Source organism: Paenibacillus wuxiensis (assembly GCF_040195695.1).
Taxonomy (GTDB): Bacteria; Bacillota; Bacilli; order Paenibacillales; family Paenibacillaceae; genus Paenibacillus_B; species Paenibacillus_B suaedae.
In genome coordinates this window covers 141199-161282 of the sequence record NZ_JBEFZI010000006.1, presented here as the reverse complement: position 1 = coordinate 161282, position 20084 = coordinate 141199, and the positions used below count along the sequence as shown (strand labels likewise).

19 protein-coding genes and 1 riboswitch are annotated in these 20084 nt (G+C 45.9%); of the genes, 14 read left to right on the top strand and 5 right to left on the bottom strand.

Translation table 11 applies throughout. The features are described from left to right. Positions 1-8: 8 nt before the first annotated feature. From ABN764_RS14875 to ABN764_RS14835, 9 genes are all read left to right on the top strand, one after another. Positions 9-263: an acyl carrier protein gene (locus ABN764_RS14875; protein ID WP_446672346.1), complete on the top strand. Its 255-nt coding sequence runs from the start codon at positions 9-11 to the stop codon at positions 261-263. Further along, complete coding sequence (locus ABN764_RS14870) at positions 260-1435, top strand: acyl-CoA dehydrogenase family protein (RefSeq protein WP_174809022.1); 1176 nt, start codon at positions 260-262, stop codon at positions 1433-1435. Before ABN764_RS14875 ends, ABN764_RS14870 begins: the two co-directional genes overlap by 4 nt. Continuing rightward, on the top strand, positions 1432-2382 hold the full coding sequence (locus tag ABN764_RS14865) for an ACP S-malonyltransferase (RefSeq protein WP_446672345.1): 951 nt from the start codon (positions 1432-1434) through the stop codon (positions 2380-2382). Before ABN764_RS14870 ends, ABN764_RS14865 begins: the two co-directional genes overlap by 4 nt. A 123-nt stretch (positions 2383-2505) precedes the next feature. Next, positions 2506-3834: an aspartate aminotransferase family protein gene (locus tag ABN764_RS14860; protein WP_446672344.1), complete on the top strand. Its 1329-nt coding sequence runs from the start codon at positions 2506-2508 to the stop codon at positions 3832-3834. Between the two features lie 130 nt (positions 3835-3964). Beyond that, a complete protein-coding gene (locus ABN764_RS14855; RefSeq protein ID WP_446672343.1) occupies positions 3965-4351 on the top strand; it encodes a 3-hydroxyacyl-CoA dehydrogenase family protein in 387 nt (128 codons plus the stop codon). A 32-nt stretch (positions 4352-4383) separates the two neighbouring features. Then, complete coding sequence (locus ABN764_RS14850; RefSeq protein ID WP_446672342.1) at positions 4384-5451, top strand: HAD-IIIC family phosphatase; 1068 nt, start codon at positions 4384-4386, stop codon at positions 5449-5451. Continuing rightward, on the top strand, positions 5435-5683 hold the full coding sequence (locus tag ABN764_RS14845; RefSeq protein ID WP_021255057.1) for an acyl carrier protein: 249 nt from the start codon (positions 5435-5437) through the stop codon (positions 5681-5683). The genes ABN764_RS14850 and ABN764_RS14845 overlap by 17 nt, the downstream gene beginning before the upstream one ends. Positions 5684-5726: 43 nt before the next feature. After that, positions 5727-6563, top strand: a complete 837-nt coding sequence (locus ABN764_RS14840) for a hypothetical protein (RefSeq protein WP_217492499.1) — start codon at positions 5727-5729, stop codon at positions 6561-6563. A 266-nt stretch (positions 6564-6829) separates the two neighbouring features. Beyond that, positions 6830-7528, top strand: coding sequence for a 4'-phosphopantetheinyl transferase family protein (locus ABN764_RS14835; RefSeq protein ID WP_446672341.1), 699 nt, complete (start codon positions 6830-6832; stop codon positions 7526-7528). A gap of 79 nt (positions 7529-7607) precedes the next feature. Here the strand turns inward: ABN764_RS14835 and ABN764_RS14830 are convergent, their stop codons facing one another. Further along, positions 7608-8624, bottom strand: a complete 1017-nt coding sequence (locus ABN764_RS14830; protein ID WP_446672340.1) for a PocR ligand-binding domain-containing protein — start codon at positions 8622-8624, stop codon at positions 7608-7610. A gap of 199 nt (positions 8625-8823) precedes the next feature. Here ABN764_RS14830 and ABN764_RS14825 point away from each other — a divergent pair, with 199 nt between their 5' ends. The 3 genes from ABN764_RS14825 (at position 8824) to ABN764_RS14815 (ending at position 12886) form a co-directional block, all read left to right on the top strand. Then, complete coding sequence (locus ABN764_RS14825; protein ID WP_446672339.1) at positions 8824-9957, top strand: glycerol dehydrogenase; 1134 nt, start codon at positions 8824-8826, stop codon at positions 9955-9957. Positions 9958-9960: 3 nt separating this feature from the next. Next, complete coding sequence (gene dhaK, locus ABN764_RS14820; protein WP_446672338.1) at positions 9961-11721, top strand: dihydroxyacetone kinase subunit DhaK; 1761 nt, start codon at positions 9961-9963, stop codon at positions 11719-11721. A gap of 171 nt (positions 11722-11892) precedes the next feature. Continuing rightward, a riboswitch (cyclic di-AMP (ydaO/yuaA leader) is annotated at positions 11893-12022 on the top strand. Positions 12023-12028: 6 nt separating this feature from the next. Continuing rightward, positions 12029-12886, top strand: a complete 858-nt coding sequence (locus ABN764_RS14815) for a CAP domain-containing protein (protein ID WP_446672337.1) — start codon at positions 12029-12031, stop codon at positions 12884-12886. Between the two features lie 120 nt (positions 12887-13006). Here the strand turns inward: ABN764_RS14815 and ABN764_RS14810 are convergent, their stop codons facing one another. The 4 genes from ABN764_RS14810 to ABN764_RS14795 form a co-directional block, all read right to left on the bottom strand. Next, on the bottom strand, positions 13007-13840 hold the full coding sequence (locus ABN764_RS14810) for a DUF2785 domain-containing protein (RefSeq protein WP_446672336.1): 834 nt from the start codon (positions 13838-13840) through the stop codon (positions 13007-13009). Between the two features lie 226 nt (positions 13841-14066). After that, on the bottom strand, positions 14067-15470 hold the full coding sequence (locus tag ABN764_RS14805) for a nucleoside recognition domain-containing protein (RefSeq protein ID WP_446672335.1): 1404 nt from the start codon (positions 15468-15470) through the stop codon (positions 14067-14069). Continuing rightward, positions 15448-16182: a FeoB small GTPase domain-containing protein gene (locus ABN764_RS14800; RefSeq protein WP_268624813.1), complete on the bottom strand. Its 735-nt coding sequence runs from the start codon at positions 16180-16182 to the stop codon at positions 15448-15450. Before ABN764_RS14800 ends, ABN764_RS14805 begins: the two co-directional genes overlap by 23 nt. Further along, entirely contained in the window at positions 16179-16433 is a 255-nt protein-coding gene (locus tag ABN764_RS14795; RefSeq protein ID WP_072729902.1) for a FeoA family protein, read from the bottom strand. Before ABN764_RS14795 ends, ABN764_RS14800 begins: the two co-directional genes overlap by 4 nt. 543 nt (positions 16434-16976) lie before the next feature. Here ABN764_RS14795 and ABN764_RS14790 point away from each other — a divergent pair. Together ABN764_RS14790 and ABN764_RS14785 are read left to right on the top strand one after the other, a co-directional pair. Further along, positions 16977-18098, top strand: a complete 1122-nt coding sequence (locus ABN764_RS14790; RefSeq protein ID WP_446672334.1) for an NAD(P)H-dependent flavin oxidoreductase — start codon at positions 16977-16979, stop codon at positions 18096-18098. A 352-nt stretch (positions 18099-18450) separates the two neighbouring features. Next, positions 18451-20046 (top strand): PASTA domain-containing protein, encoded by a 1596-nt coding sequence (locus tag ABN764_RS14785; RefSeq protein ID WP_446672333.1) that lies wholly within the window; start codon positions 18451-18453, stop codon positions 20044-20046. Positions 20047-20084: the final 38 nt, after the last annotated feature.

Below are 20084 nucleotides of genomic sequence, written 5' to 3'. Positions count from 1 at the left end.
GAAGGAAGATGAACAAGGAAGAGATCGTGGACTTTATGAAAGCAGAAATTGCAACGATTCTTAATGAGGAACCAGAAGAGATTGATGAGGATATGAACTTCATGAAGATCGGCGTGTCCTCCGTTCAAGCTCTCAAAATTGTGAACCGACTCCGCAGAAAACTGGAAATCAATATTAATCCAGTGGCATTGTTTGAATTCAAGACAATTTCGGAATTCGCTGGGCATTTGAGTGAATGCGTAGAAGAAAAGGTGTCGCTATGAAGAACATTCAAGAACTGGAACCAACACAGGCGAATTCACAGGCAGCGATTGTGGAAGAGGCTCGTACATTTGTTGATAAAGAAGTGCGTCCACTTGTGCGAAAAATGGAAGATGAGGGTACAATGCCGCGTGAGCTGATTGACAAAATGGCGCAGAAAGGCTATCTGGCGGCATCTTTACCTGTCTCCTATGGCGGGCTTGGCCTCGATCCGATCCATTATGGCTTATTTACAGAAGCGTTCGGAAAGGCTTCTGTAGCAGCGCGCAGCTTGATAACCGTTCATACCTCACTAGTGTCAGAGACATTGCTTCGCTTCGGGACGAAGGAGCAGAAAGAAACCTGGCTGCCACGGCTGGCACGAGGAGAACAGATTGCATGCTTCGGATTAACCGAACCGGACGTTGGGTCAGATGCCAAGAATATTAAGACATCATGGCATGAGGAAGACGATTATTACGTGATTAATGGTGTGAAAAAGTGGATTACGTTTGGAGATATCGCGGATGTATTCTTTATTGTTGCAGCGAATCAGGGGAAGAGCTCCGTATTTCTCGTGGAGAGAGCTTATGAGGGTGTTGAAACAAAAGCAATTGAAGGACTAATGGCATCACGTTCAACCCATCTGGCTGAGATTCATCTGCGAGATGTTAAGGTGCCGAAATCACATGTAATAGGGAAGCTTAACTTCGGCTTCGAATATGTGGTCTCGACGGCACTGGATAACGGCCGATACAGCATCGCGTGGGCTGGTGTTGGCATTGCGCAAGAAGGCGTGGATGCAATGGTGTCCTATTCCCGAACCCGCTCGCAGTTCGATCAGAAGCTGAGCAGCTTCCAACTAATTCGCGGGATGATCGCAGATGCGGTAACGAAGGTACACGCTGCAAGAGCATTATGTTTGCGAGCTGGAGAAATGCGGCTTGCGAAGGAAGACGAGGCTACGATTGAAACGACAATTGCAAAGTATTTTGCATCCAAGGTAGCAGTGGAGATCGCAAGCGATGCTCTGCAAGTACATGGGGCCAATGGCTTCAGTAATCAATATCCAGTAGAGAGGTTATACCGGGAAGCGAAGGTGTTGGAGATTATCGAGGGATCCTCCCAGATGCAGCAAGAAATGATTTCGTATTATGGTCTACGGCATTATTTCAAGCGAGGTTACTCGATATGAAGCTTGCCGCAGCATTTCCTGGACAAGGCAGTCAATACAGCGGGATGTGCCGCTCATTGATGGAGGAGTTCCCGATCGTGCAGGAGGTATTTGAAGAGGCGAGTGATGTATTGAACTTGGATTTGCAAGACCTTCTGTTGAATGGAAGCTTAGAAGAACTGTCACTTTCCGAAATTGCTCAGCCCACAGTCGTGACCGCAAGTTATGCACTGTATCGAGTGTGGGAGAAACAGATCGGACTTGTACCATTCGGAGCTGTAGGGCATAGTCTTGGCGAGCTTTCGGCGCTCATTGCGGCAGGAGCCTTGCCCTTCTCGGACGGTGTCCGTTTGGCAAGAGAAAGGGGAAGACTGATGCATCGCGCGCTGCAAGAGAAGAAGGGGAGAGCGGGAATCGTCGTAGATATAGATGTAGACACGCTTACAGATATCATCGAGAGCGTTCGTTCACATGATTATGTCACAATTTCCGGTTACAATTCTCCCAGTCAGTTCATCATTGCGGGGCATCAGACAGCACTTCTGAAGGTAGAGGATGATGTGGTCGAGGCGGGGGGAGAATTTATTCCATTCCGCATGATGCCTATGAAGGCAGATGCGCCTTACCATAGTGCATTAATGGACTATTTGAAGCCTGAGTTCGAAGCTTGCTTGCAGCACGTGACATTCAGCCCTACCAAATTCGATGTATGGTCGACAGTGACAGGTAAAATTATCGAGCCCGCAGACAACTTAGCAGCGATTCTTGCCCATCAGTTGGTTACACCGGTGTATTGGAATCAAGTGCTCGAAGCGATGCATGAAGCAGGAGCTGACTTATTTGTGGATATTGGCCCGAATCAAATCACCCGTAATTTGATTCGGGAAAATACGAGGCTTCCTCAATCTTTATCATTTGATGATCAGGCGGATCGGGAACAACTGTCTCAACTCCTTATTCACGCTTGACCGGATATTGATATCGTATTGCAGCGATCCTATCTGATACAAAATGCCAAGAAGGAATCTACTGAATGATGGGTATTGGTAGCTTCGTTGGATAGTAGAGTCAATAAAGGAGGGATAGCGCAATTGATTACGCGACAGAACACAATGGAGCTTTACAACCGGAGAGTGAAAGAACTGCTGCCCGGAGGCGTGCATTATAATTTCCATCTTCCGTGGGAGGAAACCCCAATTCACTTCGTCAAAGCCGAAGGCAGTCGGGTATGGGATATGAACGGCAACGAGTATCTTGATCTATATGCTAGATTCGGTGCGCTGATCGTTGGCCATGGGAATCGAGAATACAATGAGAGCCTGAAGGAGACAATCGATCGGGTTCTCTCGGTTAGCCACTGTGATATGGATGCAGAAGCGCTTGAGTTGATTGCGAAGTATATCCCTTCGGCTGAGATGATCCGTTTTGGCTTGTCAGGTACGGAAATCGTACAGAATGCATTACGGGTAGCTAGGGCATGGACAGGCAAAAACCGCTTCGTCCGATTTGAAGGCCATTATCATGGCAATGCAGACAACATTATGGGCGGGAGAGCGCCGTGCAGCGGGGAGCCAATTCCATCCGATTTCAGAGGAGACCTCAAAGGAACAGCAGGCCGCGCAGCGAACTCGCTTGAGAGCCAATCCTACTTGCTGCCATGGAATGATGAAGCGGCACTAGAAGAACTGCTGCGGAAGAAAGGCCATGAAATTGCTGCTGTCATCACGGAGCCGGTATGCGTGAATGGGGGAAGCGTTATGCCCGCACCGGGTTATCTGAAGAAAATGCGGGCGTTATGTGATGAGTATGAGGTTGTACTTATTTTCGATGAGATAATAACCGGACTTCGTATGGGATTAGGCGGCGCTCAGGAGCAATTCGATGTACGTCCTGACCTGACAACACTTGGGAAGGCAATTGCGGGAGGCGGCGTACCTGTATCTGCACTAGTTGGCAAGAAGGAGATTATGCAGCTTCTGGTCGACAAAAAAGTAATTCATGCTGGAACTTTCAACGGGTACCCGCTTGGAACGGCGGCTGTCAAAACAACACTGGAAATATTGAGTCGCAATCAAGGGCTGGCAATGACGGAAATGAATGAAAAGATGTGTGAGATGCAGCAGATTATCCAGCAGGAAGCGGATGCCATAGGGCTTCCACTCGTCATTCAAGGTCCGCCAGCATGTTCAGCCTATCATTGCTGCTCTTCGGTACTGACAAGTCCTTCGGACTATGATTTTGAGATTATGTCGATGGACATTATTTTGAACCATAATCTTTCGAAGAATGGCATACTCGTATCGACGATGTCGAGACTGTATCCGAACATATCCCTGACAGCAGAGGATGTGGAATGGTTCCGAACCAAGGTAGGCAAGGCTTTAGCGGAAACGAAGGAAACATACGAAGAAATCTACTAATCATTTGCTCTTCTTGTATCAGTCTAGCTCCGGCTAGCAGATTGTAAGCGCGGTATTAGTGAGCGCATGAAGTGTCTGCATAGCATGATAGAGGAGGGATGGGAAGAGGTCGAACCAAACAGTTGCGATCGTGGGTGCAGGGGTCATGGGCTGTGCAACTGCACTGGATTTAGCAAGATACGGCTATGAGGTACTCTTAAAGGATATTTCATCCTATCAACGAATTATTGACGACTTGCCTGGATTCGTCTCGAATCGCTTATCCCATCTGTTCATGAATGAAGCGGCCTATCTCGTACAGGATGGATTAGCGACGGCGAAGCAAGTGAATCAAATGATGAAGCAAGGCTTCCATCATAAGATGGGGCCGCTGGAAACGGCTGATTTAATAGGCTTGGATACGGTTGTTCATTCGCTAGAGGTTCTGTATGACAGCTATCAAGATCCCAAGTATAGATGCTGCCCATTGTTGAAGAAGATGGTTGATGCAGGCCTGTGGGGACGCAAAAGTGGATGAGGGTTCTATGACTATTCCGATGGAGGATACGTATGAACGAAAAAAAAGAGTATAAATGCGTCGTGTGGGATTTGGACAATACACTATGGGATGGGGTACTGGTGGAGTCATCCAGCGTCCAACTTAAGGAGGGCATTCGGGAGATTATCGAGACACTTGATAGCCGCGGAATTCTTCAATCGATTGCCAGCAAGAACGACTATGACTTGGCCATGTCCAAGCTGAAAGAGTTCGGATTGGATGATTACTTCCTGTATCCTGAAATTCATTGGAACGCCAAATCATATTCACTCGCAGAAATTCAGAAAAATATCAATATCGGTATGGACACGATTCTGTTTGTTGACGATCAACCCTTCGAATTGGAAGAAGTACAGAACGTCCATGAGAGTGTTCACTGCATCAATGCGGATCAATATCTCACCCTGTTATCACATCCATCACTGAATCCTCGTTTCATAACAGTTGATTCTGCACGAAGACGCAAATTGTATCAGGCTGATTATCAGCGGAAGCTGGCAGAAAGTGAATATCAAGGGCCCTCGGAGGCGTTTCTTGCAACGCTGTCTATGAAGTTTACGATCTATCCCGCACAGGAAGAGGATTTGCAGCGAGCTGAGGAACTGACGGTTCGAACGAATCAATTGAATGCTACGGGAAGAACGTTCAGCTATGAAGAATTGGACGAGTTGCGGCAATCTCCGCACCATCGGCTGTTAGTCTGCCAATTAGAAGACAAGTATGGAGATTACGGTAAGATTGGGCTAGCCTTAATCCATACCCAAGAAACTCATTGGAAGCTAGAGATGCTGCTCATGTCATGTCGGGTCGTGTCGCGAGGCGTAGGAACGGTGCTGCTTAGTTACATATTACAAGAGGCTCGAAAACAGAACACCCCGCTGCTGGCCGATTTTCGCGAAACAGGACGCAACAGGATGATGTATGTCAGTTATCGCTTTGCAGGATTTCGTGAGAAATCATCGGATGGGCAGGGCAACTATGTGTTGGAACATGATTTAGACAATATTCAAGACTTCCCACCTTATATTGAAGTCCAATTGCCAAATGTTGAAGGAGGATACTATGAACTATCAAAATGAAATCAGAAACTTCATTCATCAAAATTTGTCCATTAGCGAAGATAACATTGAATTCTCGGATGACGACAATTTCTTCAAATTGGGTTTCGTCAACTCGCTGTTCGCGATGAAGCTTGTAAATTTTGTCGAGCAGAGGTTCGGAATCGAAGTCGAAAATGAGGATATGGATTTGAAAAACTTCAGCACGGTCAATAACCTACTGGCTTTGATCCATAAGAAAGTGAATGTGTAAGTAAGATCCAGCACCAAACCAATACGATAGGGAGGTTGAAAAGATGAGCAATCATAACAAATATCTGTATTTGTATTTGGCCATCTCGTTTGGCGCTTGTTGGGGGATTGGGCTTGCCTATATGCTGTTTGGGGACATTCTGGTTCCGATTACAGGACCTCTCACGCTTATGCATCCGCTGACCATCATTGCGCTTTACTCACCATCGTTCGCTGGATTGATTGCGTATTATGCAATGGGCGGTTCAAAGGCAGTGAAGGGCGTGTTCTCCAAACTGATTCCTAGAAAACAAGACTTGTTCTGGTTCCCTGTATTGTTAGTAGTCGTCATTTTGTTCGTAGCGACAATGCACTATGGCTCAAAGCTCTTCGGCATTCCTCTTCCGCAAATGACATACAGCATTTCTGACATGTTCCTAATTGGACTGTGGAATCTGATTGAGGAGACAGGGCTTATCGGTGGAATCTTTGGCTGGATTGGCTTTTTGCTTCCTTTTCTTCAGGGCAAATTCAAAAACAATGTTACCAGTTCGCTGCTCACTGGACTCATATTCGGACTTTGGGTGCTGCCAGGTTACGTGATCTCTTCCTATGAAACTAGCACCTCCTATTTTCTCTACGTCATTCAGCTTATGTTCTTCATATGGTTCCAAAGCTACGTGTTCAATGCAACAAGAGGCACTCTGCTGTTCTATCTCTTCACGTTCTGGCTGACAGCAACGGGAAGCCGACTTCAGTTCTATTACTTCAACGCGCAAGTACAGATTTTGCAAGTCAGCTTCTTCTTAATCGCTGCGATTATTATGCACTTCATCTATAACAAGCAGAAAGAAAAGAACAACTATGAATTGCAAATGTCTCCACAATTCATTCAAGCATAACGGTCTATTCATCGTTTCCAGATAATCAAGGATGCTCATTCGTCTTCCAACATGAAGGTATTTACAGCATGTTGACTAATGAGCATCTTTTGGTTGGAGCATGCTATTCATGCTTGACTCATGCTCGACGGTAATCTTGTTGGCGAATACCAATTGGGCAAATATAATAGAGACAAGGATGACATAAAAGCGCGGGAAGAGCATCTGGCTAGCTGGTTATTGAAGATGGGCTTCTAAATGTCGTTCAATATATCGGTCAAAAGGTGATGAACATAACGAAAATCGCAGCATTTCACTTACCGGAACACATTTCGCCTGCGGAGTATGATGATTTTATGAGCAAGGTTGCACCGCAGCGAAGAGATCGAATTAGAAAATTTAAGTTTGTTGAAGATGCGTACCGCTCTCTGTTTGGAGAATCTTTGGTTAGAGCAGTGTTATGTAAGGATTACGGATATACAAATGCAGACATACATTTTGAACACAATGAGTACGGCAAGCCACGTGTCGCAGGAGACAGCGACTTTTCCTTCAACATTTCTCATTCAGGCTGCTGGGTGATGATGATATGGGGGCAAGGAGTGCTTGGCATTGATGTGGAGCAAATAAAGCCGATTGACTTGTCGATTGCGCGTCGTTTTTTCTCGATGGAAGAAACGGATGCTCTTATGCAAAAAGATGACGGGGAAAAAATGGACTACTTCTATACATTATGGACATTGAAAGAAAGCTATATCAAAGCAGCCGGAAAGGGCTTATCTATTCCGCTGGATTCCTTCTCCATCGTTGACAATGGGGCAGGGACATTCGAATTGAAGCCGGATAAGGAATCGGTACGCTTCTATACGTTCGAGCTGGAACATGGTTATAAAGCGGCAGCCTGTACAGAAGGACATGAGCAGCATGAACGATCGCCCTCTATCTCATATGTAACGATGGATGATTTGCAGCAGTGGATTCGATGAGTAAATGGAAGAGAGGAAGGGTTGAAAAGCCGTCCCCAAGTTCGCAGGAGAACGTGGAGTGACGGCTTTTTGTTATGGTTTATCGTTTATAGATTTGGCGATAGCGAGCAGGTGTAAGTTGCTCAAATTTCTTAAATGACTTAATGAAGTAGCTCGGTTCACTGAAGCCAAGCTCATTGCTAATTTCCGAAATAGACAGATCGGTAGTCTCCAAGATTTGTTTGGCCCACTCGATTTTGAGATGCGGAATGAACACCGAGAAGTTTTCTCCTGTTTCTTTCGTAAAAATACGACTGAAGTAGCTGGGACTGACATGGCAGAGTGCAGCCATATCCGTCAGCTTTACGTTCTCGCTCTTGTGTGTATAAATATAATCGAATGCAGGCTGAAGCATCGAGTTGGAGGCAAGCATTTGCTGATTTTTCATCTTGCTAATTTGATTGTCGATCAGCGTGTTATCCAGTTCTGCCTTGAATGTTTGAATGCTGCGATAGCTATGGTCTGCTAAAAACTCGGAGGCAGTCTTCTCACTATGAAGCGCCTGCCGATACATTTCAATGGTTGTATTTTTGGAAATGGCTTCCTCTACAATATAATTACATAGATGATAGAGCATTTCAGAAATGGTGACAACCTCATCATAGGACAGTTCCGGCAAGGAGCTGTATTCCGGCTCGAGATTCTTGAACTTCCGATTCGCATCCGCATTAGCGGGTCGGGTAACAATTTGTTCGAGCTCCATCGGATTGTCACGCAGCTTGACTTGTCCGGCCATCACTGCTCCCATGTATTGATTATTCACGATAATTGGAATAGCAATATCGACAATGTTAAAGTGGCACAAATAGATATACGGCTTATTCAGACGAACAGCCTCCAGACCGCCGCGCGCATCGCACTTCTGGCAGTATTGCGACAACGATTCATCCTGTCTAATGGCCTTGCAGAAGTTTTGGCAATGGCTATGCGCTGTTACTGGGATGCCCTTATAGTCAGTCGTAATCACGGCCATCTTCGTCACTAAGGATAGCGAGTCTTGCAGCTGCTGCCATTTTTCCATATCGATGATGCTCTCTAAGCTAAAACGGGAACTCACGATGACTCATTCTCCTTTTGTTTGCATGGCTAAATTATAGCATAATTTTCGGGTTGGATGACAAGATAATACCATTCGGCGTACAAATGATAAGAAAATCCGATAAGATAGCGCTTTATTTCGCAATAATAGTTCAATGATCTAGTTCATTGACGGTTCTATAATAAACATATAAATAGCACAGAGGAGGCATTTAATCATGAGAAAAGCGTTTATCAGTCCAGCCAAATATGTACAAGGTGAAGATGAACTGTATAACTTGGGTTATTTCATTCGAACATTCGGAGATTCTGCTCTTCTGATCGCTCATCCAGATGATGTGCAGCGTGTAAAGCATAAGCTTGAACATACAATGAATAAATACAAAGTTACGTTAGTTGAGAGCGGTTTCACTGGAGAATGCTCGCGTCAAGAAGTAAAAAGATTACAACAGCTTGCTATTGAGCATAATTGCTCATGTACAATTGGACTTGGTGGAGGCAAAGCGATTGATACGGCCAAATGTGTGGCAGAAGGGGAAGCGCTTATTATCGTCCCAACTATTGCAGCAACTGATGCGCCAACTAGCCATTCCGCGGTCATGTACACGCCTGAAGGGGAATTTGACGATTATGCTTATTTCAAGCAAAGTCCTAGTGTGGTCATGATTGATACGACTGTCATTGCGAATGCGCCAACGCGCTTCCTCGTAGCAGGCATGGGAGATGCGCTCTCCACTTACTTCGAAGCACGTGCAACAGCAAGCTCTTATTCGAATGTAAATGCAGGACTGCCTTGTGGTGCAATGGGAGGAGTAGCACCTGCCAAAGGTACGAAAGCAGCACTCGCACTTGCGAAGTTGTGCTACGAGACATTGCTTGAAGACGGTGCGAAGGCGAAGATGGCTTGCGATGCGAACTTGGTAACGCCTGCACTGGAGAACATTGTAGAAACGAATATTCTTTTGTCTGGATTAGGATTCGAGAGCGGCGGATTGGCAGCAGCTCATGCCATCCACAATGGATTAACTTCACTTGAAGGCACTCACTCTTATATGCATGGCGAGAAGGTAGCCTTTACAACATTGGTGCAGCTTGTCCTTGAGAATGCAAGCGCAGCAGAGATGAACGAGGTATTGGAATTCTGCCTAAGCATTGGTCTTCCGGTATGCTTGGCTGATCTCGGTGTAACAAGTGTTACGAACGAAGAATTACAGGCAGTAGCACAGAAGGCGTGCATCCCTGAAGAATCTATCCACTCCATGCCGTTCCCAGTCACAGAAGAGATGGTTGTATCGGCGATTCGAGTGGCTGATATGATGGGTCAACAATTCAAAGACCAGAAGGACGTGTAAGGAATGAAAAAAATACTGAATCAACCGGAAACTTTGGTTCGGGAAATGTGTAACGGTATGGTGCTTGCACATCCGGAACTGGAGTTCATCAGCAAATACAAGATTGTCAAGAAAAAAATCGTGAATGAGAACAAGGTTACGTTGATCAGTGGCGGAGGAAGCGGTCATGAACCAGCTCACGCTGGATTTGTAGGACAAGGCATGCTCGATGTAGCTGTATGCGGTGATGTATTTGCATCCCCCTCACAAATTCAAATTTATCAAGCGTTAAAGGCCTCTGCAAGCAAGAAGGGAACGCTGCTCATTATTAAGAACTACAGTGGCGACATTATGAACTTCAAAAATGCGTCGCATCTAGCCAAAGAAGACGGAATTCAGGTCGATTATGTCAAAGTGGACGACGATATAGCTGTAGAGGACAGTCTATACACGGTTGGCCGCAGAGGTGTTGCAGGCACAGTGCTCGTTCATAAGATTGCAGGTGCGGCCGCTGAAGAGGGCTTGGAGCTTGCAGAAGTGAAGGCGATTGCTCAGCACGCGATCGACAACACAAGAAGTATTGGATTCGCGCTTACCTCTTGTACAGTTCCAGCAAAAGGAACACCAACGTTCCAGTTGAATGACGATGAGATCGAGTACGGCGTAGGAATTCATGGGGAGCCTGGCATTCGTCGAGAGAAGATCGCTTCTGCTAACGAACTGGCGAAGAAAATGGTTGCGGATTTGTTCCGTGACATGAAGATTACAGCAGGCTCTAAGCAGGAGCTAGCCGTGCTGATTAATGGATTTGGCGGATCTCCGCTGCAAGAATTGTACTTGCTGGCGAACGCCGTAGTTCGGGAGATTCATGCACAGCAAATTACTCTTGTCAAAGTATTCGTAGGCAACTACATGACAAGTATCGATATGGCTGGCGCGTCGGTGTCGGTTATCCGCTTGGATGAACAGCTTAAGCATTACCTCGAAGCAAGCTGTAATACACCGGCGTTGCAGGTGAGTGGTTCATTTGAACCAATCCATCCTGAGGAGATGTCCGAAGCAGGAACTGCGAGCCACGAGGTATCCTTCACAGTAGAGACGGACGAGGCCTTCTCGAAGGTCGAACATAATGTGTTCACGGTTAATAACCTGATCTATCTAACAGACAAGATGAGTGAAATCATCATTGAAAATGAGGTTCCATTCTGCGATTTGGATTCACATGCAGGTGATGGCGACTTCGGTATGAGTGTGGCGAAGGGCTTCAAACAATTGAAGAGAGAATGGCATGACATCATTGCACATCATTCAGACAACATGGGCAATTTCCTCCATGCTTGCTCGTTAGTTATTATGGAGCATTGCGGCGGCGCTTCCGGCCCAATCTGGGGTTCAGCATTCCGTGCAGCCAGCAAGTTCGCGGGCGAACGCGTAGAATTGTCCGTTTCTGAATTTGCACAAATGATGCAAGCAGTTGTTAAAGGCATTCAAGACACGGGCGAGCGCTCATTCGGAAGAGGAGCTGTAGTTGGGGATAAGACACTTGTCGATGCGTTGGCTCCATTTGCAGATGCGTGGGTACAGAGTGCGTCTGAGGGCGATGACGTGAAGACTGCTTCTGTGAAAGCGGCAGAGGCTGCTGTTCAAGGTGCAAAGTATACAGAGACAATAGTAGCTCGTATGGGAAGAGCGGGGACGGTTGGCGAACGGAGTCTTGGCTATCCTGATGCTGGTGCCTATGCGCTTGGCGTGATTTTCACAGCATTGTCCCAAGTGATCAAGTAAGAAGCGAGCGGATTAGGAATAGATCAATTTCCGACCAAATGGAATACTAGAAAAGTAGAACCGGAGTGCAGTCTAGCATACTCCGGTTCTTTTTGTTTGGAAGATATTATAATTAATTACAATATATTTGAAATGATCTCCTGTATTATCCGTGTTAGGATCGGAAACGTACCACAAAACAAGCCGAAGCTCGTCAGAGCGCGGGGGAACCGATTCATTGGGGTGAAGTCGTATAGCGACAGGGGAGTCCACTTTAACCCGAACCCGACAGCTAACCTCGCAGGCTGCAAAGGGAGAGATGTACAGGATGAAGAAGACATTTAAGAAAGTTGTAATTACAAGTGCAATTGCATTGGCACCGGTTATGGCGGTGAACTCTGCTATGGCAGCACCCGTTAGCCCAGTGCAACAGCCGAATCCAATGATGAACTCGAATTGTTCAAACCTGGGTATGAATATGGACTTTGATAAAGTATTCCAAGATAACTCGGAATTGAAGCAAATCTTGTCCAAATGGATGGAAGCCATTCAAAAAGAAATTGGGAATAAGCCAATCGTTCCGCCTCCCGTTCAAAAGCCAGAGGTGGACAAGCCGGAAGTAAATAAACCTGAAGTTGAAAAGCCAGAAGCTAACAAACCTGAAGTTGAGAAACCTGAGGTAGAGAAGCCAGAAATCGAGAAACCTGAAGTTGAAAAGCCTGAGGTTAACAAACCAGAAGTAAACAAGCCAGAAGCTGAAAAACCAGTAACACCTGGTGAAAATAAACCAACTGCGCCACAAGACAACAACAATGCGAACAGTGACTTCGCTAGCCAAGTTATCGATTTGGTGAACCAAGAACGTGCGAATGCTGGTTTGCAGCCATTGAAATCCGATGCACAATTGAACAAAGTTGCGATGATCAAGGCGAAAGACATGAACGATAACAACTACTTTGACCATCAATCTCCAACACTTGGCTCCCCATTCGATCTGATGAGAGCACAAGGTGTCAATTTCAATACTGCTGGCGAGAACATTGCCAAAGGCCAACGTAATCCGCAAGAAGTAATGAACGCATGGATGAACAGCGATGGACACCGTAAGAACATCCTGAACTCCAGCTTCACTTCCATCGGTGTTGCATACTACAATGGCGTGTGGGTACAATCATTCACAGGCTAACGAGTTAAGTATGTAGATATCACATCAAGAACCTGCAGGTAAGTGCAGGTTCTTTTTTTTGTATTTAATCAGGCGCTCTACAAGAGAATAACGAGGAAATTAACAGAAATGAAGTTGATCTTATATGTCTCTGTTGAAGACCGGATTCAGTTTCTTTTCAATGTTATACCAATTGTGCCATCCTGTTGTTGGATCGATGAATTCTCTCATTGCTGCACGCATCCATACAGATCGAGCAAAATTTTTAACATTTATGCGTCTACAGCGATAAATCACTTTGTCTTCATTGGGCAGCTCAACCTGCATAAGCCACGCGCAATAGGACATGAACGACAACTTATTAAGCTCAAGCATTGACACGACGGCTGTCGCCATGCGTTCATCTTCCTCTGTTCGCAAGATATGATTCGCATGAAGAAGCATGTGCTCAATGGCACTGAGAAGCTTCTTGCATTCCTCTGGGCCAATGTGTGGACTGCGTACACAAGCAGCCATGACATCTGCGATGTGAGCTGGAGCATGAGCCCATCCCTTAACTTCTACATAATCGCGATAATCGTTCTCCTGCATGCAATAATCAACAACTCGCTTCGCAATGTGTTCATATAAAGGCTTGCTTATATAAGGCTGTTGTTCATCACGCTTCAGAAGCAGTGCGAGTAAGAGGGCGGAGAATGTACGTTGGAAGACCGAATCGTTCTCAGCAGTCCCAATTCCTTTGAAAAGCATTTGGTCTGATAACGTCTGATGAAGAAGCTCTGTTAGTTGTCCAGCGGTCAGGATTTTTTGTGTAATAAGCCATTCATACAATATCCCGTATGCAAGATCATCCCTCAATTCAGGATCTGTAGAGCCAAGTAGGCTGACTACTTGTTGTACGGCTTCATATTGTTCGATTTCTGTTGGTAGCTCATATTGATGATCCATAATTGAGCGCAGATGCTGCTTGTCCATGAAATGAATCCCCCCCATTAAAGATGTTTAGGTATTTGTATTCGCTAATGAATAATCATAAAAAGAATGAATGATCATTTTAACATGATAGGAAAGAAATGTATATGTATACGGATGGTAGTAACGAACGAAATCATGGTTCTAGCAATTCGGTATAGTTAGCAAGTAAGGAGGGAATGAATAAGAAACCCCCTGAACATTATCGTTTAGGGGGAGAGAGATAACTTTATACCCAACCGAAGGCTCTAGCGAGCTGAGCCGTGGCGAAGGTGACTGCTATAGCGATTCCAAGCGGAATAACGGCAGATAATATTGTCCATTTTGCACTCTTCGTTTCTTTATAAATGTTGTATAGTGTCGTTCCGCAAGGGTAGTGGAGCAAGGAGAACAGCATCATATTCAATGCAGTCAACCATGTCCATCCATGCTGCAGGAAGATTTCCTTGATGTTCTCCATTCCATCTGCATCAACCATTGCCCCAGAGGACAAGTAGCCCATTAGCAAGATAGGAAGGACAACCTCGTTCGCAGGCAAGCCGAGCAGGAATGCCATAACGATGAATCCATCTAAGCCAATAGCGTGGGCGAATGGGTCGAAGAATGAAGCCATATGATTCAATATGCTGTCGCCTCCGACAAATACGTTGCCAAGAATCCAAGTCAGAACGCCGGCTGGTGCCGCAATAACGACAGCGCGAGTCAATACGTTAAGCGATTTATCACGCGATGACAATAAAATCGTCTTCCAGACTTGCGGTCTGCGGTACGGTGGAAGTTCAAGCGTATAATGTGTGGGCACACCGCGCAGTGCTGTTTTGGACATGACCCAAGATACGGTCAAGGTGACAACAATCCCAATCATAACCATACCCATCACGATAGCTGCCGTTACGATCGTCTGCATCCCACTTGCTACACCTGCTGCCATGAACAGAGATGACAACAGAATCAGGGTCGGCCATCTGCCGTTACATGGTACGAAGTTATTCGTTAATATCGCAAGCATGCGTTCTCGTGGCGATTCGATAATCCGTGTAGACAAGATCGCTGCTGCATTGCATCCGAAGCCCATCGACATCGTCAAGGCTTGCTTCCCGTGTCCGCCTGACTTTTTGAATAGACGATCCATGTTGAATGCAACTCGAGGCAGATACCCGAAATTCTCAAGTAACGCGAAAATAGGGAAGAAAATAGCCATTGGCGGCAGCATGACACTGATTACCCATGATGTACCGCGATATAAGCCGAGTACAAGAATGCCATGCAGCCAAGCAGGAGCATTCATCGCTTCAAATGCCGTGTTTAAGTACCCTTCAATCACTTCGAAGAAGGAAAATATCATTTCCGACGGAACATTCGCTCCAGCAATCGTCAACCAAAATACAACACCCAAGATGGCGAGCATGATCGGAAAGCCCCAGATCGGAGAGGTTAGAATCTTGTCTAACCGGTATGTGCTTTTTAATTTCTTCTTGTCTTCATAGACAACGGCTGCACTGCATATATCACGCGTCGTACGATAAATATCCGTTACAATTCCGTCCCGAATTGCTTCTCCGCTTGCAAGAGTGCGTGCTCTGGACAATAAGGAGTCCAATGATTCTGAATTAGTGGCAAGCGGTGTGGCCATACGAAACAACTCCCTTCACGGTATCTGCGACCGGCGAGTTCCATCTGGATCTCATCGAATTGATCAAGCTCTCATCACCGTCAAGCAGACGAAGTGCAATCCATCTTGTTGGAAATGTTGTGCCAAGCTTCTCCCGAATGATCGGTTCTAGTGCTGCGATTTTCTCTTCTATATCCTCGCTATATTGCACGAGCAGCGGGGAAGGTACAATCTTGCCGGAAGCCACACCCTTAATTTTCTCCATCATTTGATCAATCCCAGTACGGTGTCGTGCAGAGATCGCAACTGCGGGTACACCAAGCTTCTTCTCGATCGCATTAGTGTCGATCTTGACACCGAGCCGCTTCGCCTCATCCATCAAGTTAATGCAGACAACAACGCGGTTGGTCATTTCCATCACTTGCAATGCCAAGTTCAAATTCCGCTCCAGTGATGTCGCGTCCAGCACGACGAGTGTCACATCGGGTTTCTCAAAAATAATATAATCCCGAGCGGCTTCCTCGTCGGCGGAATTGGAATAGAGCGAATACGTACCTGGCAGGTCGACCATTTTATAGGAAGTACCTTCATGATTGAAGTGGCCTTCTGCTGTTAGGACGGTTTTTCCCGCCCAGTTTCCCGTATGCTGTCGCATTCCTGTAAGGGAATTGAACAAGGTGCTTTTACCGGTATTTGGATTGCCGGCTAAGGCAACTGTATATTGTTCTGTCATTGATCATCACTCCCAACTATTTCGCCATACATGAGTATGCTTTCTTCCTTGCGAAGCGCTATCGTTGTATTATTGACTCGGAATGCGATCGGATCGCCGAGCGGACTGCGCTGCAGCACTTCGATCACATTGCCTGGAACAAAACCGAGATCAAGCAATCTTCTCCGTAGTACTCCTTGAACTTCGATTCGATTCAACCGTACATGCTGGCCTGTGCCAGCACTGTATAGCGTTACGACATTTGAATGCATCTGATTCACTCTCCTGATTTCACCATGTCCTAAAAAGTTTGCCTAGTGCAAGATTTGTCCCAAAAAAAAGCGGAATTTTTCCGTTCATGCTACTTCATTAGTATAGGTCAACTATGTTTGTTGGGCAACAAAAACTTTCCCCGATGCAAAAATATTTATATTTATCATATGCGCGAAGGATGGAAACGTTGCCATCTTCTCCGTGAAAATTATCATTCTAGTTGGATTGATCATTATCACATTCAAAATATCGTGAGTGCGCTTCTCGACAGTGATGATGGTACACGGTTTACGCTTATCCCACCAGCAATTCTAAACCCTGCTATGATTCATAGACATTGTACGCACGATGACACTGATGGGAAACATATTATGTCAATGCATCAATTATGCACGGAGTCAGAACAAGTGAAAGTGGTTATTATACAGGAAATTCCATCTCTTTCGTCGAAGGGTAGGAGTGTGGAACGAGGCGATCTCGTACATGTACGAAAATAGCATGATCGATGTTCAAATCCTTGGTGCAGAAGGGAAGATTGAATCGTGAGTGATAGATTGAATAAGAATAATACGATAATCCATCGAATAGGCATCCAATACCCGATTATTCAAGCAGGGATGGCAGGGGGAGCAACCACACCTGAGCTTGTAGCGGCTGTATCGAACGCTGGAGGGCTCGGGACGCTGGGAGCGGGATACATGCAGCCTGAACAGATGAGAAAAGCAATTCGGGCAATCAAACAGCTTACGAGCAAGCCCTTTGCAGTAAATCTATTCATACCAGAACCAGCCGGGATTGATCAGCATATATCGGATGCAGTGATGGAAGATTTGCAGAATATCGATATACATCTGAATCAGCAAGGTCAAGAAATCAGCAAAGATAGAAGCAAAGAGACATACTGCTTTGATGAGTCAGCTTATCGGCTAACTTTTCATAACCAGATTCAAGTCATTCTTGAAGAGAACGTTCCGGTTCTCAGCTTTACATTCGGAATTCTCGATGAGATCTATATTCGTCAATTGAGAGAAGCTGGCATCCTCTTAATAGGAACAGCAACACATGTTGCCGAGGCGATTCAGCTTGAAGCTGCAGGTATCGATATGATCGTGGCTCAGGGCAGTGAGGCAGGCGGGCATCGTGGAACATTTGTGGGAGACCCCTATTCAGCTCTAATCGGCACATTGGCGTTAGTTCCTCTTATTGTCGATCAGGTATCCGCTCCCGTCATTGCTGCTGGCGGTATAATGGATGGACGCGGGATAGCGGCGGTCATGGCCCTTGGAGCACAAGCAGCACAGTTAGGGAGTGCTTTCCTGCTGTGCAAGGAGAGCGGGGCACATCCCGCTTATCAAGCGGCCATTCGCGCATCTGACGAATGCAGTACGGTCATTACGAGGACAATCTCAGGCAAGCCTGCAAGAGGACTACGGAATGATCTCATTCGCAGGTTGGAGACTTATCACGATTCCATACCTGCTTATCCAATTATGAATGAACTTACGAGAGGCGTTAGACAGTCGGCTGCTCGAACCAATAATCCTCAATATATGTCATTATGGGTAGGGCAAGCAGCACGAATGGGGGAAGTTCACGGGGCACATGACAAGATGGAGCAGTTGATCAAGCAATGGAGGGATGTAGTGAGGACGTTGCAAATGTAAAATTGAGAGCGACTGATGGTGATACAATGATGATTAAACAATGACGAACGATGATGAAACGATGTCAAATCAATGATTCAGCAACGACTAGACAACGAATAAATCACGATAAATTGATGACGAAATGTTGATGAATCGTTAATGAAAATGATGGAAGAAAATAATCTGAAAAATTTGCGAAAATGAGCCAGATTAAGCTATATAGGCGATAGTTTAAGGAATTGGCAAATAGCTGCACAATGTTTCGTTAATGCAAGTTTTGCAAAAAATCATAATTTGCTTCATAATGTCTTAGGAGAGCTCGACGTTCAGCGTTGGGCTTCCAAGCATGAATCGCGGAGGAGCAAGACATATGAGTGCTTACATTGGGGAACGTTATCAATTATGCAAGGTAATTTTGCATTTGGCAGATGGAGTTTTATATGAAGCCATAGATTTGTCACTTAAGAGAGATGTATTTATATATTTGGTAGAGAATAAGGGACTAGATAAGGCTGAGCAATGCAAGAAAGCGTTTGGTCAAATCTCGCATTTTTCAAATAATCGATTCTTCCATATGCTGAATGCAGGGACGTCCGGCAGTGATTTCTTCGTGGTGTTCACCTCCTATAACGGAATGCCGCTGGCGAAGTACATACAGCATCACGCGCTGAGTGCCAACAAGACGCTGTCCTTGTTATATGAAGTTGGTAAGGCGATTCAAGATGCGCTGGAATCGAATATTACGAACTTCTCCGTATCTGTCGACAACTTGTGGATTACGGAGGATCATCAAGTTCTTGTGATGAACTATTGGTCAGAGGCACCGACCGAACGCTGCGGTACATTGGGACTGTGCTACTTGCTGTATCAGCTGAGCACACTGCATTTGAATGTGCCTCAATACTATGAAATGTATGAGTCGCGCTTGGCCGGTGCATTGAAGGAACTGTCTCCAGGTCAGAAGGAAGCGCTGTTGTCTCTCGTACAGAGTGTCTATTTAGGAGAAATCTCGCAGTTTTCCTTCATGCTGACGCTTCGCGAGATTATGGATTCGCCGAACATCCCTGTGAAGACAATTGGGGGCATTTATACGCCGCCCGTTCCGAAAGTGGATCCAGAGCTGCTCATCACTGCTGAGGAAGAGGCGGAGGAAGAAGAAGCCGCACCTTATGAAGCGGATAACGCGGAGAATGTGGGCCGCAAGAAAATGATACTCATTCTTGCATGTGCTGCCGTATTTATTTGCGTATTGGGCGGAGCAGTCATGTTGGCAAACTCCTTGTCGAAGGCAAATGATGCAGCGATATCTACTGATGCTCCAGAGTCTAACGATCAGGTTGCAACAGAGAATCCAGCAACAGAGCCGGGAACGGATTCAGATGCAAGCCAACAGGACTCTGGCTCTTCTACAAACGTAACAGAGCCGCCAGTGACAGATAACAATAATAATTCATCCAATGACAATTCCTCTCAAGAACGCGAGACGGAGAAGAAATCGGATGATGCGGATCGGAAGTCGACAGAGCGTGACCGTGACCGTAATAGGGATTCCAACTCGAACAATACGAGTGTAACTCCGCCTACGACGCCAGAGAAGAAACCTGACGATCATACAACAGATTCTGGAACGACGAATATCGGCGCTCATGATGGTCAGACAGGGACAACGCCAGACACGACAACGCCACCAGACGGTCAGCTGCCTGATGGCCAGCAGCCGGATCCGAACACGAATACAACGACGGAACCGCCGAAGTCTGGTGAGATTGCTGTTCCTAACTTAGTGGGGTTGTCGAAGGAAGAAGCGGAGAAGCAGGTTCTTGCAAGCGGCTTGAAATATGAGTATGTTCTCGAGAACTCGGATGAACAGGAAGCAGGGAAAGTATTTAAGCAAGAGGTTCCTGCTGGTGGAGCTGCGAAGAAGGGTGACAAGATTAAATTCTATGTTAGCCGAGCGAAGAAATAATTAAAGCAATCTAAAGTTGTAATACTGAAGGACTGAAG

What these genes read in the sequence shown, in the direction of transcription:
- ABN764_RS14875 (WP_446672346.1), top strand. Translation starts at nt 9, where the DNA reads ATGAACAAGGAAGAGATCGTGGACTTTATGAAAGCAGAAATTGCAACG.
- ABN764_RS14870 (WP_174809022.1), top strand. Translation starts at nt 260, where the DNA reads ATGAAGAACATTCAAGAACTGGAACCAACACAGGCGAATTCACAGGCA.
- ABN764_RS14865 (WP_446672345.1), top strand. Translation starts at nt 1,432, where the DNA reads ATGAAGCTTGCCGCAGCATTTCCTGGACAAGGCAGTCAATACAGCGGG.
- ABN764_RS14850 (WP_446672342.1), top strand. Translation starts at nt 4,384, where the DNA reads ATGAACGAAAAAAAAGAGTATAAATGCGTCGTGTGGGATTTGGACAAT.
- ABN764_RS14845 (WP_021255057.1), top strand. Translation starts at nt 5,435, where the DNA reads ATGAACTATCAAAATGAAATCAGAAACTTCATTCATCAAAATTTGTCC.
- ABN764_RS14840 (WP_217492499.1), top strand. Translation starts at nt 5,727, where the DNA reads ATGAGCAATCATAACAAATATCTGTATTTGTATTTGGCCATCTCGTTT.
- ABN764_RS14835 (WP_446672341.1), top strand. Translation starts at nt 6,830, where the DNA reads ATGAACATAACGAAAATCGCAGCATTTCACTTACCGGAACACATTTCG.
- ABN764_RS14825 (WP_446672339.1), top strand. Translation starts at nt 8,824, where the DNA reads ATGAGAAAAGCGTTTATCAGTCCAGCCAAATATGTACAAGGTGAAGAT.
- dhaK (WP_446672338.1), top strand. Translation starts at nt 9,961, where the DNA reads ATGAAAAAAATACTGAATCAACCGGAAACTTTGGTTCGGGAAATGTGT.
- ABN764_RS14815 (WP_446672337.1), top strand. Translation starts at nt 12,029, where the DNA reads ATGAAGAAGACATTTAAGAAAGTTGTAATTACAAGTGCAATTGCATTG.
- ABN764_RS14810 (WP_446672336.1), bottom strand. Translation starts at nt 13,840, where the DNA reads ATGGACAAGCAGCATCTGCGCTCAATTATGGATCATCAATATGAGCTA.
- ABN764_RS14805 (WP_446672335.1), bottom strand. Translation starts at nt 15,470, where the DNA reads ATGGCCACACCGCTTGCCACTAATTCAGAATCATTGGACTCCTTATTG.
- ABN764_RS14800 (WP_268624813.1), bottom strand. Translation starts at nt 16,182, where the DNA reads ATGACAGAACAATATACAGTTGCCTTAGCCGGCAATCCAAATACCGGT.
- ABN764_RS14795 (WP_072729902.1), bottom strand. Translation starts at nt 16,433, where the DNA reads ATGCATTCAAATGTCGTAACGCTATACAGTGCTGGCACAGGCCAGCAT.
- ABN764_RS14785 (WP_446672333.1), top strand. Translation starts at nt 18,451, where the DNA reads ATGAGTGCTTACATTGGGGAACGTTATCAATTATGCAAGGTAATTTTG.